The sequence below is a fragment of the Microtetraspora sp. NBRC 16547 genome (genome assembly GCF_030268965.1).
In the GTDB taxonomy this organism is placed as follows: Bacteria; Actinomycetota; Actinomycetes; order Streptosporangiales; family Streptosporangiaceae; genus Microtetraspora.
In genome coordinates this window covers 198,431-217,472 of sequence record NZ_BSSE01000004.1, presented here as the reverse complement: position 1 = coordinate 217,472, position 19,042 = coordinate 198,431, and the positions used below count along the sequence as shown (strand labels likewise).

Here is a 19,042-nt window from a genome sequence, read left to right as displayed (position 1 = left end):
ACCGGCGGGTAGCGTGGTCCCGTGGCTTACCTGTACGGGGAGTATCACGACGGGCCGGATCCATTGGCCCCGCCGTACGACGTGCGCGAGGCGCTGGACGGCATGGGCGACGCCATCCTGTCCGGATCGACACCGCTGGACGCGCTGCGTGACCTGCTGAGACGCGGCCTCCCCGGAGCCTCGGAACGGCGCGGCCTGGACGACCTGCTCCGCCAGGTACGGCGACGCCGCGGGGAGCTGCGGTCGGGCACCCGGCTCGACGGGACCCTGGAACGGGCCCGCACCCTGCTGGACACCGCGATCGGGCAGGAGCGGGCCGAGCTGTTCCCCGACCCGTCGGACGACGCCAGGTTCCGGGAGGCGGCGCTCGACGCGCTTCCCGCTGACACGTCCCGGGCCGTTCAGGAGCTCGGCTCCTACGACTGGCGCTCGGCGGCCGCGCGCCGGACGTTCGACGAGCTGCGCGACCTGCTCCGCAGGGAGGTCCTGGACAGCCGGTTCCGCGGCATGCGGGACGCGCTGGCCAACCCCGATCCCGCCGCCATGGAGCGGGTCCGCCAGATGATGACGGACCTCAACGACATGCTCGACCGGGACGCCCGCGGGGAGCACACCCAAGACGATTTCGCCGACTTTATGCGGAAATATGGGGATATGTTCCCGGAGAATCCGCGGAACCTCGAGGAACTCGTCGACCAGCTCGCCCGCCGGGCCGCGGCGGCGCAACGGCTGCTCGCGTCGCTGACCCCGGAGCAGCGGGCCGAGCTGGCCGGCCTGATCGAGCAGACGCTGGAGCAGGCCGGGCTGGCCGAGCAGATGCGCCGCCTCGGCGAGAGCCTGTACGCCCGGCGTCCCGATCTCGCCTGGGACTCGCCCGAGCGGCTGTCCGGCGAGGACCCCATGGGCATGGGCGACGCCGTGACCGCCCTGCAGGAGCTGGCCGACCTCGGCGAGCTGGAGTCCGCCCTCCGCCAGGATTACCCCGGAGCCCGGCTCGACGACATCGACGAGGCGGCGATCCGGCGGGCGCTCGGCCGGTCCGCGGTGGACGACCTGGAGGCCCTCCGGCGGATCGAACGCGAGCTGGAGGCCCAGGGATACCTCCGCCGCCACCGCGGCAAGCTCGAACTCACCCCGAAGGCCGTGCGCCGGCTCGGCGAGACCGCGCTCCGCCGGGCGTTCTCCTCGCTCCAGTCCAGCCGCCGCGGCGACCACGACCAGCGGGACGCCGGGGCCGCGGGCGAGCTGACCGGATCCACCCGGCCCTGGCGGTTCGGCGACGAGCAGCCGATCGACGTCGTCCGCACGATCGTCAACGGCGTACGGCGCGGCGGCGGCTCCCCGGTCACCCTCTCGGTCGACGACTTCGAGATCATGGAGACCGAGCGGAGGTCCGCGGCGGCGGTCTGCCTGCTGGTCGACCTGTCGTACTCCATGGCCCTGCGGGGCACCTGGGCGGCGGCCAAGCAGACCGCGCTGGCCCTCCAGGCGCTGGTGACTGCCAAGTTCCCGCAGGACGCCGTGCAGATCATCGGGTTCTCGAACTACGCGCGGGTGCTCCGGGCCGACGAGCTGGCCGGGCTGGAGTGGGACATGGTCCAGGGCACCAACCTGCACCACGCGCTGCTGATCGCCGGCCGCCACCTCGACCGGCACCCGGACTTCGAGCCGGTCGTCCTGGTGGTCACCGACGGCGAGCCCACGGCCCACCTGCTCCGCAACGGCGTGCCGCGCTTCGACTGGCCGCCCTCGCCGGAGACCCTCGAACTCACCCTCGCCGAGGTCGACAAGATGACCCGTCGGCGGGCGACCATCAACGTGTTCATGCTGGCCGCCGACGAGCGGCTGCGCGCCTTCGTCGACGAGGTCGCCCGGCGCAACGGAGGCCGGGTCTTCTCCCCCAGCGCCGAGCGACTCGGCGAGTACGTCGTCAGCGACTTCCTGCGCAGCCGCCGCGCCCGCTAGGTCCGCCGCCAGATCCGCCGGCAAGCCGAGGACACGACCTGGCCACCTGGACAGTGGCCGTCCTCCCGATCGGATCACTCAGGCGATAGCCTCGGCCACATGTCGTTTCTCGGCAAGGTGCTGCTGTGGCTGCACATCGGGTTCGCGATCTTCGCCATCGGGCCCCTGACCGCGGTGACGAGTTCCGTCCCGCGCTATATCCGCTCGCGCGACCTCGGCGTCCTGCGCTATCTCCAGCGGAGCACCCGGATCTTCGGGGTGCTGACGCTGGGCGTGTTCATCACCGGGCTCATCCTCGGCGGCAGCGACCTGGGCGCGCCATGGCTCTCGGCGTCGATGACGCTCTTCGTCGTCGCCGCCGTGCTCATGGTCTTCGTCGCGCGAGACCAGGGCACCGCCATCCAGGCTCTGTCGAGCGAGAGCCCGGAGGACGACGCCAGGGTACAGATCGGCCGGATCGCCGCCATGGGCGGCATCGCCGCCGTGATCTGGCTGGTGATCCTGTTCCTTATGGTCCTCTTCGCCTCGACTCGCTAATCGCTAGCCGAGCGCCTGGGTCAGGTCGGCGAGCAGGTCCTCGACCGTCTCGATGCCGACCGACAGCCGGACGAGGTCGCCGGGCACCTCCAGCGGTGACCCGGCGGCCGACGCGTGGGTCATCCGTCCCGGGTGCTCGATCAGCGACTCGACACCGCCGAGCGACTCGCCGAGCGTGAACAGCTTCGCCCGGTCGCACACCGCGACCGCGGCCTCCTCGCCTCCGGCGACCCGGAACGACACCATCCCGCCGAAGCGCCGCATCTGCTTCGCCGCGACCTCGTGCCCCGGGTGCTCGGGCAGCCCCGGATAGAGAACCTGGGTCACCTTCGGGTGGGACGCCAGCAGCTCGACCACGCGCTCGGCGTTGTCGCAGTGCCGCTCCATCCGGACGGCCAGCGTCTTCAGCCCGCGCAGCGTCAGCCAGGCGTCGAACGGCCCGGCCACCGCGCCCATGGCGTTCTGGTGGTAGGCGAGCCGCTCTCCGAGCTCCGCCGACGCGGCCACCAGCGCGCCGCCGACGACGTCCGAGTGTCCCCCGACGTACTTCGTCGTCGAGTGGACCACCACGTCCGCGCCGAGCGCCACCGGCTGCTGCAGGTACGGCGAGGCGAACGTGTTGTCCACGACCAGCAGCGCGCCCGCGTCGTGGGCCACCGACGCCAGCGCGGCGATGTCGGCGATCCCGAGCAGCGGGTTGGTGGGCGTCTCGACCCAGATCACCTTGGTCTCGGGCCGTACCGCGGCGCGGACCGCGTCCACGTCGCCGAGCGGCACCGGGTCGTAGGACACGCCCCACCGCTCCAGCACCTTGGCGAACAGCCGGAAGGTGCCGCCGTAGGCGTCGTCCGGGATCAGGACGTGGTCACCCGGGGCGCACACCGTGCGGAGCAGGGTGTCCTCGGCGGCGAGTCCCGAGGCGAACGCGAGACCGCGGGCGCCTCCCTCGACGGCGGCGAGGCACTCCTCAAGCGCGGTCCTGGTCGGGTTCGCCGAGCGGCTGTACTCGTAACCCGCGCGCAGCCCGCCCACGCCGTCCTGCTTGTACGTGGACACGGCGTAGATGGGCGGCACAACCGCCCCCGTGTGCGGATCCGCCTCCTGACCCGCGTGGATGGCCAGCGTCTCGAAGCCTTCGTTCATCACAGAGATAACCTTCCCGAACGTTGTTCAGCTCGACGCGAGGAACGCGAGCAGGTCCTGGCGAGTGAGGAGGCCGACCGGCTTGCCGTCGTCGAGGACCACGGCCGCGTCCGCCTTCTCCAGTGCCTCGACCGCGCGCGAGACCGGCTCGCCGAAACCGATCATCGGGAGCGGCGAGGACATGTGGTCGCCCAGCGGGTCCTCGGAGGCGACCTTCCCGCGATACAGACCCTCAAGGAGGTCGCGCTCGATGATCGAGCCGACCACCTCGGCCGCCATGACCGGCGGCTCCTCCTTCATGACCGGGAGCTGGGAGACGCTGTACTCCCGCATGATCGAGATGGCGGTGCCGACCGACTCGTGCGGGTGGACGTGCACGAACTCGGGCATGCCGCTGCCCTTGCGTTGCAGCACGTCGCCGACCAGGCCCTCGTCCGTCGACGTGGTGAGGAAGCCGTAGTCGGCCATCCACTCGTCGTTGAAGATCTTGGAGAGGTAGCCGCGGCCGCCGTCCGGCAGCAGCACGACCACGACGTCGTCGGGCCCCGCGTCGCGCGCCACGCGCAGCGCGGCGACCACGGCCATGCCGCAGGAACCGCCGACCAGCAGCGCCTCCTCGCGGGCGAGGCGGCGGGTCATCCCGAAGGAGTCCTTGTCCGAGACCGCGATCACCTGGTCGCAGATCGTCGTGTCGTACGTCGCGGGCCAGATGTCCTCGCCGACGCCCTCGACGAGGTAGGGCCGGCCGGTGCCGCCGGAGTAGACCGAGCCCTCGGGGTCGGCGCCGATGACCTTGACCCGGCCGCCGGAGACCTCCTTGAGGTAGCGCCCGGTGCCGCTGATCGTGCCGCCCGTCCCCACACCGGCGACGAAGTGGGTGATCCTGCCCTCCGTCTGCTCCCAGATCTCCGGGCCGGTCGAGTGGTAGTGGCTCGCGGGGTTCTCGGGGTTGGAGTACTGATCCGGCTTCCACGCGTTCGGCGTCTCGCGGGCCAGCCGGTCGGACACCGAGTAGTAGGAGTCGGGGTGGTCGGGCGCGACAGCCGTCGGGCAGACCACGACGTCGGCGCCGTAGGCCCTGAGCACCGCGATCTTGTCCTGGGCGACCTTGTCCGGGCAGACGAACAGGCACTTGTAGCCCTTTTCCTGGGCCACGATGGCCAGACCGACACCGGTGTTCCCCGATGTCGGCTCGACGATCGTCCCGCCGGGCTTCAGCGCGCCGCTTTTCTCGGCCGCCTCCACCATCCTCAGCGCGATCCGGTCTTTGACCGAACCGCCCGGGTTGAAATATTCCACTTTGGCCAGCACTTGGGCGGGCAAGCCCGCCGTCACCTTGCGCAGCCGTACGAGCGGGGTGTCACCCATCAGCTCGATCAGGGAATCATGTACGCGCACCGCGAAGACCGCCTTGGTTTACCGAAGCTTTGTCAGCCTGCCTGCAGCCGTCATCCCGAGGGGGTGGCCGGAACTGGGCTAGTTTCTCTACCAAAAGGTACCGTCACCTACACCAGGGAGAGCAGGTGATCTGGACACCGGGAGCGGCGCGCGCCGCGCGCCGGATCGCGACCGCGGCCGCGATGGGCGGCGGAGGCATCACCGCACTGGGTGTCGCGACGTACGGCCTGCTCATGGCGGAGGCGCTGATCGCCCGGCGGATCGTGGGAAACCCCTACGGCATGGACGGCCCCGACGCCGACGGTGTCTACGGCGATTTCGAGGGCGAGCCCATCCGGATGGTCATGCTGGGCGACTCGACCTCCGTGGGGCTCGGCATGGCGCTTCCCACCAACACTCCGGCGGTCAACCTCGCCCACGGCCTGGCCGCGGTGGCGGAACGCCCGGTGCACCTCACCGTCGTCGGCCAGTCGGGCGCCGCCTCGGCCGATCTCGGCCCCCAGGTGGACCGCGCGATCGCCGCGGAACCCGACATCGCGGTCATCTTCGTCGGCGCCAACGACGTCACCACCGCCACCCTCCCCGCCCATGCCGTACGGCACCTGCAGAAGGCGGTGCGCCGGCTGCGCGAGGCCGGGGCGGAGGTGGTCGTGGGGACGTGCCCCGATCTGGGCTCGATCCGGCCCATCCCGCAGCCCCTGCGCTGGGTCACGCGGCGCTGGTCACGGCAGCTCGCCGCGGCCCAGACCGTGGCCGTCGTCGAAGCCGGCGGCCGGACGGTGGCCTTCGCCGACCTGCTCGGACCCGACTTCGACACGAACCCTGCCGAGATGTTCGGCCCCGATCGATATCACCCATCTGCCAGAGGTTACCTACAGGCCGCGTACACAGTGCTACCGTCTGTATGCGCCGCGTTGGGATTGTGGCCCGAGCCCGAGCCCCAGCGCGTCGAAGGATCGCAATACCTATTGGCGGCAATGGCCGTGGAAGAACCCGGCACCGAGGTCAGCGCGACCCGGGTCGCCGGCCGGGCGGTCGGCCCCCAGGGACGGTGGGCGACGCTGCTCCGCCGGCGTCCCGGGCCGATATCCAAGAGCGCCTAAGGTCGGTCACCTTTCGCGACCCGGCCGTCACCCCCAGTAGGAGTGATATGACCCGCGCGAAAGTCACCCTCACGCTCGCCTCGGCCGCCCTGCTGACCTGCGGGGCCCTGACCGGCTGCACCCAGAGCGACGCCGCCGCCGCGAAGAAGTACCCCACCTGGCAGAACACCGACGTGAACGCCGTGAGCCGCACCACCACGGGGGCGGGCGTCGCCGCGACCACCTCGATGAAGCCGGACGGCACCCTGGAGACCGTCGCGCTCGACGAGACGACGGGGCAGAAGCTCTGGGCCAACCCCGCGACGATGACCGGACGGCTGCCGGGAATGGGCGTGCAGGCCCCCGCGGTCGTCGACGCCGGGCGCGGCCAGGCCGTCGTCGCCGCGATCGACCCCGTCAAGCAGGGCCAGTGGAACGCCACCCTGGTCACCAGGGACGCCCGCACGGGCCGCCAGAAGTGGACCAGGCCGGTCCATTCGACGTTCGGCCCCCAGCGGTGCGGGCCGTACCTCTGCCTGTCCGAGCACACCGCGCTCAACACGGCCCGGCTGGTCGTGCTGGATCCCCTGACCGGCCAGACCGTCTGGCGGCTTCCCGGCATCGCCGAGGTGGAGTGGTCGGATCCCACCCGGGTCGTGCTGCTGCGGCTCGCCAGCCATCCCGTGCTGGAGGCGCACGACCTGAAGACCGGCAAGACCCTGTGGCAGCTCCCCGTCGAGCAGGCGCTCGGCGCCGGCGTCAACATGTCCGGCGGCTGGGCCTTCGGCGCGACCGACACCAACCTGGTCGGCTACGTCGCGCCGTACACCGACCCGCACACCAAGAGGACCTCGATGTTCGGGCTGTTCTCGCTCCGGCTCGCGGACGGCGTCCTGGAGTGGATGCGGCCGTCGGTGGTCCGGGTCTACCCCAGCGGCAACCCCGCGCTCTCGCCGATCGTCCGTCCCGTCGACCAGCAGGGCCAGTACGGCGGCTTCGCCCGGCTGGACGGCGATTCCGGCCGGGTCGTCGGCCAGATCACCGCGGCCCAGGTGCCCGGCTCGGGATGGTGGCTCGCGTTCCCGCAGAAGATGGACACGCTGGGCTTCCTGAAGCCCAGCGCGCCCGGCACCGCCTTCAACCTGATCAGCGGCCAGCCCGCCGAGGTGCAGGGCGCCAAGGGGTGGTCGTTCTGCGTGACCGACCCGCAACCGCTGAAGCTCACCGGCATCGCCTCGGGGTTCTACTCGATCGCCGCGCTGTGCGAGTTCGATCTCGCCACCGGCCGGCGGATCACCACCGCCGGGGCCCCGCCCACGTGGTTCACCGGCAGCCAGAGCGGCTGGCGGATCTGGCGGGACGAGAAGGGCGCGCTGCACGCGATCAAGGATGGGACCACCACATCTCCCGGCATGTACGGCTGACCGTAGAAAGTTCTGTTTTGTGGCCCCCCGGGGATGGCGTCCGCCGTACCCGGGGGTAACCTCCGCAGAAACGGACTAGGCAGGAGAGCCACATGCCTGAGGCAGTCATCGTCGCGACGGCCCGATCGCCGATCGGACGTGCTTTCAAGGGGTCGCTCAAGGACATCCGTCCGGACGACCTCACCGCCCAGATGATCAGCGCCGCACTGGCCAAGGTGCCCCAGCTCGACCCGAACGACATCGACGACCTGATGCTCGGCTGCGGGCTGCCGGGCGGCGAGCAGGGCTTCAACCTGGCACGCGTCGTCTCGGTGTTGCTCGGGCTGGACGGCGTGCCCGGCACGACCGTCACTCGTTACTGCTCCTCCTCGCTGCAGACCACCCGGATGGCGATGCACGCGATCAGGGCCGGCGAGGGCGACGTGTTCATCTCCGCCGGCGTCGAGTGCGTCTCCCGGTTCGCCAAGGGCAGCTCCGACTCGCTTCCCGAGACGCAGAACCCGCTGTTCGAGGGGGCGAACGCGCGGACCGCGAAGCTGGCCGAGGGCGGCCAGGACTGGCACGACCCCCGCGAGGACGGCACGCTGCCGGACATCTACATCGCGATGGGCCAGACCGCCGAGAACGTCGCCCGCCTCAAGGGCGTCACCCGCCAGGAGCAGGACGAGTTCGGCGTACGCTCGCAGAACCTCGCCGAGAAGGCCATCGCGAGCGGCTTCTGGGAGAAGGACATCACCCCGGCGACCCTCCCCGATGGCACCGTGGTGAGCAAGGACGACGGTCCGCGCGCGGGCACGACGTACGACGCGGTGTCGCAGCTGAAGCCGGTCTTCCGGCCCGACGGCACCGTCACCGCGGGCAACTGCTGCCCGCTGAACGACGGCGCCGCCGCGGTCGTCATCATGAGCGACACCAAGGCCGCGTCCCTGGGGATCACTCCCCTGGCGCGGATCGTCTCCACCGGTGTCACCGGTCTCTCACCCGAGATCATGGGTCTCGGCCCGATCGAGGCGTCCAAGCAGGCGCTCGCCCGGGCCGGCATGTCCATCGGCGACGTCGACCTCGTCGAGATCAACGAGGCCTTCGCTGCCCAGGTCATCCCGTCCTACCGGGAGCTCGGCATCGACATCGACCGGTTGAACGTGAACGGTGGCGCGATCGCCGTCGGCCACCCCTTCGGCATGACCGGTGCCCGCATCACGTCCACGCTGCTCAACAGCCTCCAGTTCCACGACAAGTCGATCGGTCTGGAGACCATGTGCGTCGGCGGCGGCCAGGGCATGGCCATGATCGTCGAGCGGCTGAGCTAGTGCTGGTGCTGGGCTAATCCGGGCTAGCCATGGAAGTCGGGGCCGGCGCGGTCGATCGCGATCCGTATGATCACGCGGCGGTCCCGCACCATGGCGGCGCGGTAGTCGTCCCAGTCGGGATGCTCACCACTGAGGCCGCGGTAGTAGTCGACCAGCCGGTCCATCGCGTCCGGCAGCGAGATGATCTCGGCGGTGCCCTGGATCTGGACCCATTCGCCGTAGAAAGCGTCGGTCGTGACGGTGAGAAACACCTGAGGATTGCCGCGCAGGTTGCGGGTCTTGACGGCCGTCTCGCGGCTGCTGACGACCGCGTATCCGTCGCGGTCGACGCCGACGGCGACGGGAGACATCTGCGGCCGCCCGTCGGCCTGCCAGGTGAGCATGACCGCGCGGTGGTTGTTCCTGAGGAAGGCGCGTGCCTTGTCCAAGTCCATGAAGACAATGATGCGCCCGCGCCGAGGACGGCGCGGGCGACATCAGATCAGAACTGCCGGCCCCTGCGCCGCCGCTCGTGCTCGAGGACGATGGCGACCGCGTAGCCGTGGGTGAGCCCGTGCTCGTCGGCGAGCCAGTTGGCCCGCTCGTCACATCTCAGGAAAGCCGGGCCGTTGTCGATTGTTTGGAACCACTCGGGGAGGGCGCGCCCGGTGATGGTGGGGACGCGCGCGATGAGCTTGGTCTGTGTCTCCGGTGAGTGGTTCAACGTCATGAGCACCTCCACGGATAAGGCTCCTTTGCGCTCGACACTGCCTTACCCGTCCCGGCTTGACAAGACCTCAACGGAAATCGTTTCGTTATGAAATATTGATCACAGAGATTAGTCGTTGTCCGTGAAGTAGCTGATGAACCGGAGGATCTCCAGGTAGAGCCAAACCAGGCTCAACGTCAGGCCGAAGGCCATCAGCCAGGAGAACCGCGCCGGAACACCGTTCCGCACACCTCTCTCGATCTCGTCGAAGTCGAGGAGCAGGAAGAAGCAGCCGAGCAGGATCATCGCGATGCTGAAGATCCAGCCGATGGGGTTGTCGGCGCGCAGACCGAGGCCGCCGGTCACGAAGAAGCCGGCGATCCAGTTCACGAGCATGAGGCCGACCGCGGCCAGACTCGCGCCGATGACGAACTTGGTGAACTTCGGCGTGGGCCGGAAGATCTTCAGCGTGTAGACCGCGAGCGTGCCGCCGAAGGCCAGCATCGTGCCGAGGACGGCCTGCAGGACGATGCCGTGGAAGACGCCCTCGTACATGCGGCTGAGCACGCCGATGGCGATGCCGTAGCAGAGGGCGTAGCCGAGGATGAGCGCCGGGTTGGTGCTCTGCCGGAATGAGACGATCAGCCCGAGGATGAGGCCGACGATCATCGCAGGGGCCGCGATCGACCAGCCGATCCCCATGTACCACGCGACGGCGGCCGAGAGGACCAGCGTGCCGAGGGTCATGAAGCCGCGCACGACAACATCGTCCATGGTCATCGCGCGCTCCGCCGGAGGGGCGTAGGAAGGCGCGTACATGGCGTTCAACTGCTGGACACTGGGGGTCGGACCTGCCAAGGTCGACTGCCCCCCGGGGGCGCCCCGCTGGCTGAATATGGGGTTCCTGCTCTCCACGCTCTGCCTCCGACTTTCCGATCAGCGTGCGACGCCAGCATCTCAAGCGGGCGTTACGCCAGTCCACTGCCGTTTCCAACGATCGTCAGGTGAGCGGAGTTCCCCACCGGAGTTCCTGGAAAAGGAACTCCGGTGGACGTCCGGTCCTCGCGTGGTCAGCGGACGGGGCTGAAGGGGCGCAGCTCGGCGGGCTGCTTGCCGAGGACGATCTGCTCGGCGAGGAGCTGACCGGTCACCGGGCCGAGGGTGACGCCCCACATGCCGTGGCCTCCGGCGATGTAGACGCTGGGCACCCGAGTGCCGCCGATGAGCGGAAGCCCGTCGGGGGTGACGGGACGGGGACCGACCCAGGTGTCGGTCCGCTTCGACCAGTCGACTCCCGTGAGCAGCGGCCGGCTGGCCTTGATGATCGAGGCGACCCGGCCGGTGTCCAGCGGGTGGTCGGGCGAGCGGAACTCCATGGTCCCGGCCACCCGGAGCTGGCCCTGGTACGGCGTGCAGGCGACGCGGGTGGCGGGGAAGTAGATCGGGCACGGAACGGTCTGCTCGGTCGGCACGGTGAACGAGTACCCACGGCCGGCTTGGACGGGGGTGCGCACGCCCAGCGGCCGGGCGAGGTCGTTCAGCCACGCTCCGGTCGCGATCACGACCGCGTCCGCGTGCTCCGGGTCTCCCGCGTACGCCTCGACGGTGACACCGCGCGCGCCGTGGCGCAGGTTCCGCGCCGTGAAGCCGGTACGGATCCGGCCGCCGCGGGCGACCACGGCGTCCGCGAGCGACTGGGTGAAGGCGCCGGGGTCGATGTAGCGCTGGCCGTCCAGCCGGATCGCCAGCTCGACGTTGGACGAGATCTGCGGGACCTCTGCGGCGATCTTGTCGCCGGGGATCTCCGTGAAGCTGATCTCCTGCCCGGAACGCAGGATCAGTTCGAGCTCGCGGCGCAGGTCGTCCGCCTGGCCGGCCTTCTCGAAGGCGGCCATGATCGGCGCCTCGATCGTGGGGGCCTCGACGCCGTTCGAGGTCAGGACGTCGAAGGCGTCCAGGCACTGGGCGTTGATCGGGCGGTAGGACTGCATGCCGCGCTCCCACTGCCGCATGGTGCAGTGGGTGGCGAACTTGGTGAGGAAGGCCCACAGCCGCGGGTCCGGCTTGGTCGGAATGTACAACGGCGCGTCACGGTCGAGCAGCGAGCGCATGCCGTACCGCAGGACGCTGGGTTCGGGCAGCGGGATGGCGAGGCCGGGGGACAGCCATCCGGCGTTGCCCCAGGACGCACCGGCGGCCACGCCGGCCCGGTCGACCACCGTGACCTCGACTCCTCGCTCCTGGAGGAACCATGCCACCGACAGGCCGACCATCCCGGCCCCTACCACCACGACGCTGCGCGGTGACTTCTCCTCCGCCACGACTGCTCTCCCTCTCTTGAGACGTACACCACCAGCATGTACGCCATGGAAGAGGCTGGAGCTGCCATTTTCGGACAACCGATGGCGATCCAGTTGTTCTATCCGGACATCGCCGCGCCGACCTCAAGTGCGATCATCATCGCCAGGCGCTTGCGCGGGTCGTCGAGCTCCAGCCGGGTGGCCTCGGACATCTTCCGCAGGCGGTACCGCACCGTGTTGGGATGGACGGCCAGCCGGGCGGACGCCTCCCGGAGGTCGCCCTGCGCGCGGAGCAGCTCGCGCAGCGTGGGGACGTACTCGGTGCCGTGTTCGGCGTCGTGGCGGGCCAGGTCGATCACCGGGCCGCTGGTGGGCATCCTCCCCGCCGCGGCCGCGCCGGCGAGACGGCGCAGTACGATGCGGTCCCAGACGGCGTCGTAGGTGACGGGCAGCTCCGCGTCCGGGTCGGACATGTGGATCACCAGGCTCTCATCGGCCTCGCTCCTGCTGGCCGGCAGCTGGGACACGTCCGCGGGGCCGCCGACCCCCGCCCACACCCTGGCGTCCGACGGGAGATCGCGCGCGAGCACCCGCACCCAGGTGCGGGCCGCGTCCGCGTCCTTGCCGCCGGAGAGGACGGTGTACAGCACGTCACCGACGAGAGCGCTGCGGCCGGGACGCGACCAGGTGAAGCCGATGGTCGCGTGGCGCGCCGCGAGCAGCATCGCGTCCGCGCCTCCGTCGGCGCGCAGCGCGATGACCCGCAGGTCGGTCGCGGGCAGCCCGAGCCGCAACAGCGCGGCCGGCGCGTCGGCGGCGCCCTCGATCAGGCTCTGCACCAGATCCGCCTCGACCCGGCGTTCCAGATCGGCGCTCGCGCGGGTGGTCAGCAGGTGGGTCGCGGCCACCCGGGCGCCGGCCACCAGCGCCGCGTTCTGCCCGGGCGACAGGGGCCCGTCGACCTCCACCCACACCGAGCCGAGCAGCTCGCGGCCCGCGCGCACCGCCACGACCACCCGCGCGGTCAGCTCGCTGCTGAGTTCGGGCACGAACAGCGGTTCGTCGGATTCGTCCAGGTGAGTGAAGACACCCTGATCGCGCAGCGCCTCCAGCGTCTCGTCCGGGACACGGCGGCCCAGGATGGTGCGCAACCGCGCCTGGTCCACGTCCTGCTGACGGTGGGAGTAGGCGAGAACACGGGCGTGGACGTCCTCTATGGTCACCGGCCCGTCAACCGCTCCGGCGATGGTGTCGGCGAGGTCGAACAGCCCTCCCGGCGCCGCCGCCTTGGCCGCGACGCGCTCGCCGAACACCAGCGTGTGGATCACCGCGACGAGCTGCCCCCAGGAGACGCCGGGATCGACCAGCACCACCGGGATCCCGGAGTCGCGGGCCGCGCCCGTGACTCCCTGGTCCAGTGAGAACCCGCCGCGCAGAACCACGACGGCGGCGTCGGTCTCGGCCAGCAGGCGGGCGGCTCTCGCCGGGGTGTCGATCCCGACCCCGAGCATGACCTGGTCACCCGCCGCCACCTGGGGGTCCGACGGGTCGTACAGGGCCAGGCCACGCAGCTTGGTCTCCCGGTCGACCGGGCCCCGGCACTCGCAGGCGCCCAGGGTGCCGAGGATGTCCAGGAGCTGCCCCAGGACCACCATCGTTCACGCTCGCAGAGTCACCGGATCGCCGACATTCCCTCCAACGGTAACGCAGATCGGACCTTTAACTGGCTTGACAGGTAGATATAATTGCACTGGGCACAGTCCGTATCGGGCTGTGTCTTTGTGTTATGTGGACAAAAGGAGGCGCGACATGACCAGCACACAGCGGACATGGCTCACCCAGGACGCGTACGACCGGCTGCGAGAGGAGCTGGCCGGGCTGCTCGGGCACCGCGACGGCGACGACGCCGCGCCGCACGACCCGGACAGCAACGAGGAGATCATGGGGCGGGAGCGCCGGCAGGCGCGCATCCACCAGATCCAGGATCTCCTCAAGAACGCCGTGGTCGGCGAGGATCCCCCGGACGACGGGGTCGCCGAGCCGGGCATGGTGCTGACCGTCCGTTATGACGGCGAGGAGGAGACCGAGACCTTCCTCATGGGGGTCAGGGACGAGTCCGTCGGTGGCGACATCCCGGTCTACTCCCCGAACTCCCCGCTCGGCATGGCCTTGACGGGTGCCAGGGAGGGCGAGGAGCGGTCGTACGAGCTGCCCAACGGCCGGACGATGAAGGTGACGCTGGTCAAGGCCGTCCCCTTCGGGCACCACACAACCGGCTGAAACGACTATGTCGACGCCCCCGGGCCGCCCGCGATTTTTGTCGTACCCCGGGGGCAGAATCATGCCCGCCACCGAACCCGACGTCAGGAGCCCACCCGTGGCCGTGCGCAAGTACGGTCGGCCGGCCGCGCCGACCTTCACCACCGTCCACGGCGCGGACTGGGACAGTGAGGATCTATCGGGTCACGAGCACAGCCAGGTCCTCTTCGTCGACGTCGACATGACCGAGGCGTTCGGTCACGGCGCCGTCTTCTCCGAGTGCACCTTCCGCGGCGTCAAGTTCAACGCGTCCACGCACACCGACGCCGCCTTCACCAACTGCACGTTCGTCCGGTGCTCGTTCTTCGACTCCACCTTCACCGGCTGCAAGATGGTGGGCAGCGTGTTCGACGGCTGCACCTTCGACCTGCTCAAGGTCGAGGGCGGGGACTGGTCCTTCGCCGGGCTCCCCGGCGCCGACCTGCGCGGCGCCACCTTCACCGACCTGCGGATGCGCGAGGCCGATCTCAGCGGCGCCCGGCTGGAAGGGGCGACCCTCCGCAAGGTGGACCTGTCCGGCGCCTGGCTGCGCGCCGCCAACCTGTCCCGCTGCGACCTACGCGGCAGCGATCTGTCCTCCGTGGACCCGCTCTCCGTCGATCTGAAGGGCGCCGTGATCGACGTCCAGCAGGCCGTCCTGCTCGCCATCGCCCTGGGCCTGGACGTCCGCGCCGACTGACGTCGGACCGCTCTCGCCGGACTCGTGGCCGTACGCGCCCGGCCGGCGGCGCGGGCCTCAGGAAGGGCGGAACCCGATGATCGTCCAATTCGGCCCGGCGATCTGAGCCCAGGGCCGCGCCGGACCGGCGGGTGAACGCGGAAATCGGTGTTTTCGCTGGTCAGAGACGCGTATCGCGGGCATGCGGATGGTGCCCCCGGTGGGACTCGAACCCACACCGGAGCCCTTTTAAGGGGCTTGCCTCTGCCATTGGGCTACGGGGGCGCCGCGATCATACGTCACGGATCGCTCATCTGTAACTGGTTGGACCTTACGCCGCTTCTCCTTCTTCCGGACATGGAAAGCCGTACGGCGTGCGCCCCCTGTCGAGGGGCGCACGCCGTACGGTGAGCGGGATTCTACTGATCTACTTCTTGGGCATCGAGGCCGCTGCGGCCTTGAAAATCTCACGCGGGTGCTCGATCTCGCCGAGCGACACCGTCTCCCTGCGGAAGAAGAGGGACAGGGTCCAGTCGGCCACCACGCGGACCTTCCGGTTCACCGTGGGGACCCGGGACAGGTGGTAGGTCCGGTGCATGAACCACGCGGGGAACCCGCGCAGCTTGACGCCGTAGACGTTGGCCACGCCCCGGTAGAGGCCGAGACCGGCGACCGACCCGGCATACCTGTGCCGGTAGTCCTTCAACTGGTCGCCACGCAGGTACGCGGTGATGTTGTCACCGAGGACCTTCGACTGCCGTACGGCGTGCTGCGCGTTGGGGGCGCAGTACTGGCCGGCGTTCATCATGTCGGGCACGCCCGCGACGTCACCGGCGGAGAAGGCGCCCTTGGTGCCGGTGATCGTCAGCCGGGTGGTGGTCTTGATCCGGCCGCGCTCGTCGAGGGGCAGGTCACCCGAGTTGACGACCGGGCTCGGCTTGACGCCGGCGGTCCACACGATCGTGGCGGACTCGAACTCGTCGCCGTCCGAGGTCTTGACCAGGCCACCCTCGCACGACTGGAGGAAGGTCTCCAGCTTGAGCTCGATGCCGCGCTCGCGGAGCTGCTCGGCGGTCCACTTGCCCATCTCGGGGCCGACCTCGGGCAGGATCCGGTCCGACGCCTCGATGAGGACCCAGCGCAGGTCCTTCTTCTCGATGCTCGGGTAGTACTTGATCGCGTCCTCGGTCATGTCCTCGAGCTCGGCGAGGGCCTCGATGCCGGCGAACCCGCCGCCGACCACGACGAAGGTGAGCGCGCGGCGGCGCACGTCCTCGTCCTCGCTGGTCTCGGCGCGGTCGAGCAGGGCGATCACGCGGTTGCGCAGCGCGATCGCCTCGCCGACGGTCTTGAAGCCGATGGCGGCGTCGGCGAGGCCCGGGATGGGCAGCGTACGCGAGACGGAGCCGGCCGCCATGACGATGACGTCGTACTCGATCTCGCGCGACTGGCCGGTGCCCGGCTCGAAAGTCACCGTCCTGGCCTCGTGGTGAACCTTGGACACCTTGCCGTTGAGGATGCGGATCTTGGGCAACACCCTGCGGAGCGGGGCGACGACGTGGCGGGGGGAGATGTTCCCGGCCGCCGCCTCCGGAAGGAACGGCTGGTAGGTCATGTACGACTGGGGATCGATGAGCGTGATCCGCACAGTCCCCTCGCGCAGCTCACGACGGAGCGTTCGCTGGAGCCGCAGACCGGTGTAGAGGCCCACGTATCCACCGCCGACGATGAGGATGTGCTTTGACTTGCGGTTCACCACGGGGTGCCCTTCGTGTGTAGATCGCTTGTGAAAGCATTCACAAGGCTACGTCACGCCGCTCGACTGATACCAACCCGCCCCCTGGGCAAATTGTCCAGTTTTTCCGATTTTGAGGAGATTGGGACCAAGTTCTCTGCGGAAAGTCGGGCGAAGTTTCAGGGGGTGACCGAGTTCACATTCGTGAAAGCGTTCACAAGGCCAGGGTGGCCGCCTGTGAGAAGACCGCGTCCAGCATCTCGGCCGTGACACGGCCGGTAAAGGTGTTCTGCTGGCTCGGGTGATAGCAGCACAGGAGGTGCACCGGCCGGCCCTCGTACGACACGGCGATCTCCCGCCCGTGACCGAACGGCGGCCGGCTGCGCGGCAGGTCGTACCCCGCCGCCCGCAGCGCCGGCCACATCGCCTGCCACGCGAACCCGCCCAGCGCGACGATCACCCGCGTGGATCCGGCGACCAGCGCGAACTCCCGGGCCAGCCAGGGCGAGCAGGTGTCACGCTCCTGCGGTGTCGGCTTGTTGGCGGGGGGCGCGCACCGGACCGCGGCCATCACTCGCGCCCCGATCAGCCGCTGCCCGTCCCCGGCGTGCGTGCTGGTCTCCTGCGCGGCGAACCCGGTGCGGTACAGCGAGGCGAACAGCCAGTCGCCGCTGCGGTCCCCCGTGAAGATCCGGCCCGTACGGTTGCCGCCGTGGGCGGCCGGGGCCAGCCCGACGATGAGGACGCGCGGCTCCTCGTCGCCCCACCCCGGCACCGGCCGCCCCCAGTAGGTCTGGTCGGCGAAGGACTTCCGCTTGACGTCCGCGACCTCTTCCCGCCACTTCACCAATGATGGGCAGGCCCGGCACACCGACTCCCGCGCGACCAGCTCCGCGATCGTACGGCTCTCACCCGCGAGCCGTACGACCTCGGCGGCGTCGTGGGCGACGGGCGTGTCTGGCCCGGCCAGGTCGCCCGGCCAACCCGATCCGGGCGGTACGAAGCTCATGCCATCGATCGTGCCAGCTTCACACCCGTGCTTCGGCCGTTCTCCCCGGTCAGCGCTTCCCGGACGGCCGGGCGGAGGGCTCGGCGGATGCCTTGACGGACTGCTCGGCGGACGGCTCGGCGGACGGCTCGGCGGAAGCCTCCGGAGCAGTGGACGGATCGGCGGACGGATCCGCGGAGACCGAGACCTCCGCCGACGCCTCGGCTGTGGCGGACGGCTCGGCAGGGACGAGCGGAGCCGGCGTCGCGGAGGCGCAGGGGTCGGGAAGCGGGCGGCCGTTCTCGTCGAACTGTTCCTCGAACACGTCCCGCAGCGCCAGCGGGTAGGCGTTGGCCATCGGCGGCTCCCCCTCGCAGGGCCGGTCGATCCGCTTGTTGTACATCTCCGGGTCGAGGACGAGCGGCCTGCCGTCCTGGTCGTAGAGCCGCACGTTCTTCAACGCCGTGCCGTCCTCGGCGTACGGGAGGATGTTGTAGATCCCGCCGCCGTCGAACGTGGCCACGTTTCTGACCTCCACCGGCGCGGGCCCGCTCGCCGCGAACTCGGTCGAGCTCGCGTACCCCCCCGTATGGCCCGCCGCGGCCATCCCCACGAGGACGGCCCACGCCGCCGCCACGTTGGTCAGGATCAGCGGGACCCGCCTCCAACCGCTCCCGGCGCCGGCGACGGTACGCCGCCCGAGCCACACGGAGGCCCAGACCATCAGGAGGGTGAACACCCAGGCCACGGGGTCGTCGGGGATCAGCCTGTGCTGCCCGACGGTCGACAGCACGACCAGGGCCGCCGCGTATCCGCGCACCGCCCACCAGGCCGGCCGCAGCTCGGGCAGGAACGCGACGAGCTGCCGGTACGGCGTCAGTCTCAGCAGCCGGGTGTGCGCCGCGCCGATCAGGGCGAGGCCCCGATCAGTGACCCGGACACGCGGCCGGGCGGGACGGCCCCCGTAGGCGGCCCGCAGCTCGGCCGCGTACGCCTCGGGAGAGCCGAGACGCTCCTCGAGCGGCACGTCGGATTCGGCCGCCACCTCGGCCAGATGGTCGTCGAGATCCTCGAGCAGCTCGTCCCTGTCCTTCGCGGGCAGGTCGGCGAGCTCCGCGCGCACGGCGCGGGCGTACTCGTGCGGATCCATCGGGGGGGTCATCCGGCACCAACCTCCTTGAGCAGGCCGTCCATGGTGGCGGCGAAGGACGTCCAGGTCCTCGCCGAGTCGGAGAGAAGCGATCGGCCCACGTCGTTCAGGCCGTAGTACTTGCGGTGCGGCCCCTCGTCGGAGGCCACGACGTACGAGGTGAGGGCCCCAGCCTTGAACAGCCGGCGGAGCGTGCCGTACACGGACGCGTCGCCGACGTCGTCGAGCCCGGCCTCGCGCAGGCGGCGCACGACGTCATATCCATAGCTGTCCTGGCCGTCGAGCACCGCGAGCACGGCCAGATCGAGGACGCCCTTGAGTAGCTGGCTACTGTCCACGCACCGC

18 protein-coding genes and 1 tRNA gene are annotated in these 19,042 nt (G+C 70.1%); 7 read left to right on the top strand and 12 right to left on the bottom strand.

Annotation, left to right across the window (positions count from 1 at the left end):
* The first annotated feature begins 21 nt into the window (after positions 1-21).
* Positions 22-1,965, top strand: coding sequence for a vWA domain-containing protein (locus tag QSK17_RS08405; RefSeq protein WP_285703958.1), 1,944 nt, complete (start codon positions 22-24; stop codon positions 1,963-1,965).
* A gap of 99 nt (positions 1,966-2,064) precedes the next feature.
* On the top strand, positions 2,065-2,502 hold the full coding sequence (locus QSK17_RS08400; RefSeq protein ID WP_285703957.1) for a DUF2269 family protein: 438 nt from the start codon (positions 2,065-2,067) through the stop codon (positions 2,500-2,502).
* A gap of 3 nt (positions 2,503-2,505) precedes the next feature.
* Here QSK17_RS08400 and QSK17_RS08395 read toward each other — a convergent pair whose 3' ends face one another.
* On the bottom strand, positions 2,506-3,645 hold the full coding sequence (locus tag QSK17_RS08395; protein WP_285703956.1) for a cystathionine gamma-synthase: 1,140 nt from the start codon (positions 3,643-3,645) through the stop codon (positions 2,506-2,508).
* 27 nt (positions 3,646-3,672) lie between these two features.
* Positions 3,673-5,043, bottom strand: coding sequence for a cystathionine beta-synthase (locus tag QSK17_RS08390; protein ID WP_285703955.1), 1,371 nt, complete (start codon positions 5,041-5,043; stop codon positions 3,673-3,675).
* A 125-nt stretch (positions 5,044-5,168) separates the two neighbouring features.
* On the opposite strand from QSK17_RS08390, the gene QSK17_RS08385 reads away from it, so the two are divergent.
* The 3 genes from QSK17_RS08385 (at position 5,169) to QSK17_RS08375 (ending at position 8,859) form a co-directional block, all read left to right on the top strand.
* Complete coding sequence (locus QSK17_RS08385; RefSeq protein WP_285703954.1) at positions 5,169-6,146, top strand: SGNH/GDSL hydrolase family protein; 978 nt, start codon at positions 5,169-5,171, stop codon at positions 6,144-6,146.
* A 47-nt stretch (positions 6,147-6,193) separates the two neighbouring features.
* Positions 6,194-7,549: an outer membrane protein assembly factor BamB family protein gene (locus QSK17_RS08380; protein WP_285703953.1), complete on the top strand. Its 1,356-nt coding sequence runs from the start codon at positions 6,194-6,196 to the stop codon at positions 7,547-7,549.
* 92 nt (positions 7,550-7,641) lie between these two features.
* Positions 7,642-8,859: an acetyl-CoA C-acetyltransferase gene (locus QSK17_RS08375; protein ID WP_285703952.1), complete on the top strand. Its 1,218-nt coding sequence runs from the start codon at positions 7,642-7,644 to the stop codon at positions 8,857-8,859.
* Between the two features lie 23 nt (positions 8,860-8,882).
* On the opposite strand, the gene QSK17_RS08370 is transcribed toward QSK17_RS08375, so the two are convergent.
* The 5 genes from QSK17_RS08370 to QSK17_RS08350 all read right to left on the bottom strand — a co-directional run bounded on the left by QSK17_RS08370 (position 8,883) and on the right by QSK17_RS08350 (position 13,502).
* Positions 8,883-9,293 (bottom strand): PPOX class F420-dependent oxidoreductase, encoded by a 411-nt coding sequence (locus QSK17_RS08370; RefSeq protein WP_285703951.1) that lies wholly within the window; start codon positions 9,291-9,293, stop codon positions 8,883-8,885.
* A gap of 47 nt (positions 9,294-9,340) precedes the next feature.
* Positions 9,341-9,568 (bottom strand): DUF4287 domain-containing protein, encoded by a 228-nt coding sequence (locus tag QSK17_RS08365; protein ID WP_285703950.1) that lies wholly within the window; start codon positions 9,566-9,568, stop codon positions 9,341-9,343.
* 108 nt (positions 9,569-9,676) lie between these two features.
* Positions 9,677-10,366, bottom strand: coding sequence for a Bax inhibitor-1/YccA family protein (locus QSK17_RS08360; protein WP_502889173.1), 690 nt, complete (start codon positions 10,364-10,366; stop codon positions 9,677-9,679).
* A gap of 251 nt (positions 10,367-10,617) precedes the next feature.
* Positions 10,618-11,820: an NAD(P)/FAD-dependent oxidoreductase gene (locus QSK17_RS08355; RefSeq protein WP_502889172.1), complete on the bottom strand. Its 1,203-nt coding sequence runs from the start codon at positions 11,818-11,820 to the stop codon at positions 10,618-10,620.
* A 146-nt stretch (positions 11,821-11,966) separates the two neighbouring features.
* On the bottom strand, positions 11,967-13,502 hold the full coding sequence (locus QSK17_RS08350; protein WP_285703947.1) for a PucR family transcriptional regulator: 1,536 nt from the start codon (positions 13,500-13,502) through the stop codon (positions 11,967-11,969).
* A 154-nt stretch (positions 13,503-13,656) separates the two neighbouring features.
* On the opposite strand from QSK17_RS08350, the gene QSK17_RS08345 reads away from it, so the two are divergent.
* Both QSK17_RS08345 and QSK17_RS08340 read left to right on the top strand, forming a co-directional pair.
* Entirely contained in the window at positions 13,657-14,127 is a 471-nt protein-coding gene (locus QSK17_RS08345) for a GreA/GreB family elongation factor (protein ID WP_285703946.1), read from the top strand.
* A 97-nt stretch (positions 14,128-14,224) separates the two neighbouring features.
* The gene (locus QSK17_RS08340) at positions 14,225-14,845 is read left to right on the top strand and encodes a pentapeptide repeat-containing protein (RefSeq protein WP_285703945.1); all 621 of its coding nucleotides are present in this window, start codon (positions 14,225-14,227) and stop codon (positions 14,843-14,845) included.
* Positions 14,846-15,033: 188 nt separating this feature from the next.
* Here the strand turns inward: QSK17_RS08340 and QSK17_RS08335 are convergent.
* The 5 genes from QSK17_RS08335 to QSK17_RS08315 form a co-directional block, all read right to left on the bottom strand.
* Positions 15,034-15,109 (bottom strand) — tRNA-Leu (locus QSK17_RS08335).
* A gap of 142 nt (positions 15,110-15,251) precedes the next feature.
* Entirely contained in the window at positions 15,252-16,580 is a 1,329-nt protein-coding gene (locus tag QSK17_RS08330; protein WP_285703944.1) for an NAD(P)/FAD-dependent oxidoreductase, read from the bottom strand.
* A 193-nt stretch (positions 16,581-16,773) separates the two neighbouring features.
* Positions 16,774-17,568, bottom strand: coding sequence for a uracil-DNA glycosylase (locus QSK17_RS08325; protein ID WP_285703943.1), 795 nt, complete (start codon positions 17,566-17,568; stop codon positions 16,774-16,776).
* Between the two features lie 49 nt (positions 17,569-17,617).
* A complete protein-coding gene (locus tag QSK17_RS08320) occupies positions 17,618-18,709 on the bottom strand; it encodes a DUF1700 domain-containing protein (RefSeq protein ID WP_285703942.1) in 1,092 nt (363 codons plus the stop codon).
* Positions 18,706-19,035: a PadR family transcriptional regulator gene (locus tag QSK17_RS08315; RefSeq protein WP_285703941.1), complete on the bottom strand. Its 330-nt coding sequence runs from the start codon at positions 19,033-19,035 to the stop codon at positions 18,706-18,708. Before QSK17_RS08315 ends, QSK17_RS08320 begins: the two co-directional genes overlap by 4 nt.
* Positions 19,036-19,042: the final 7 nt, after the last annotated feature.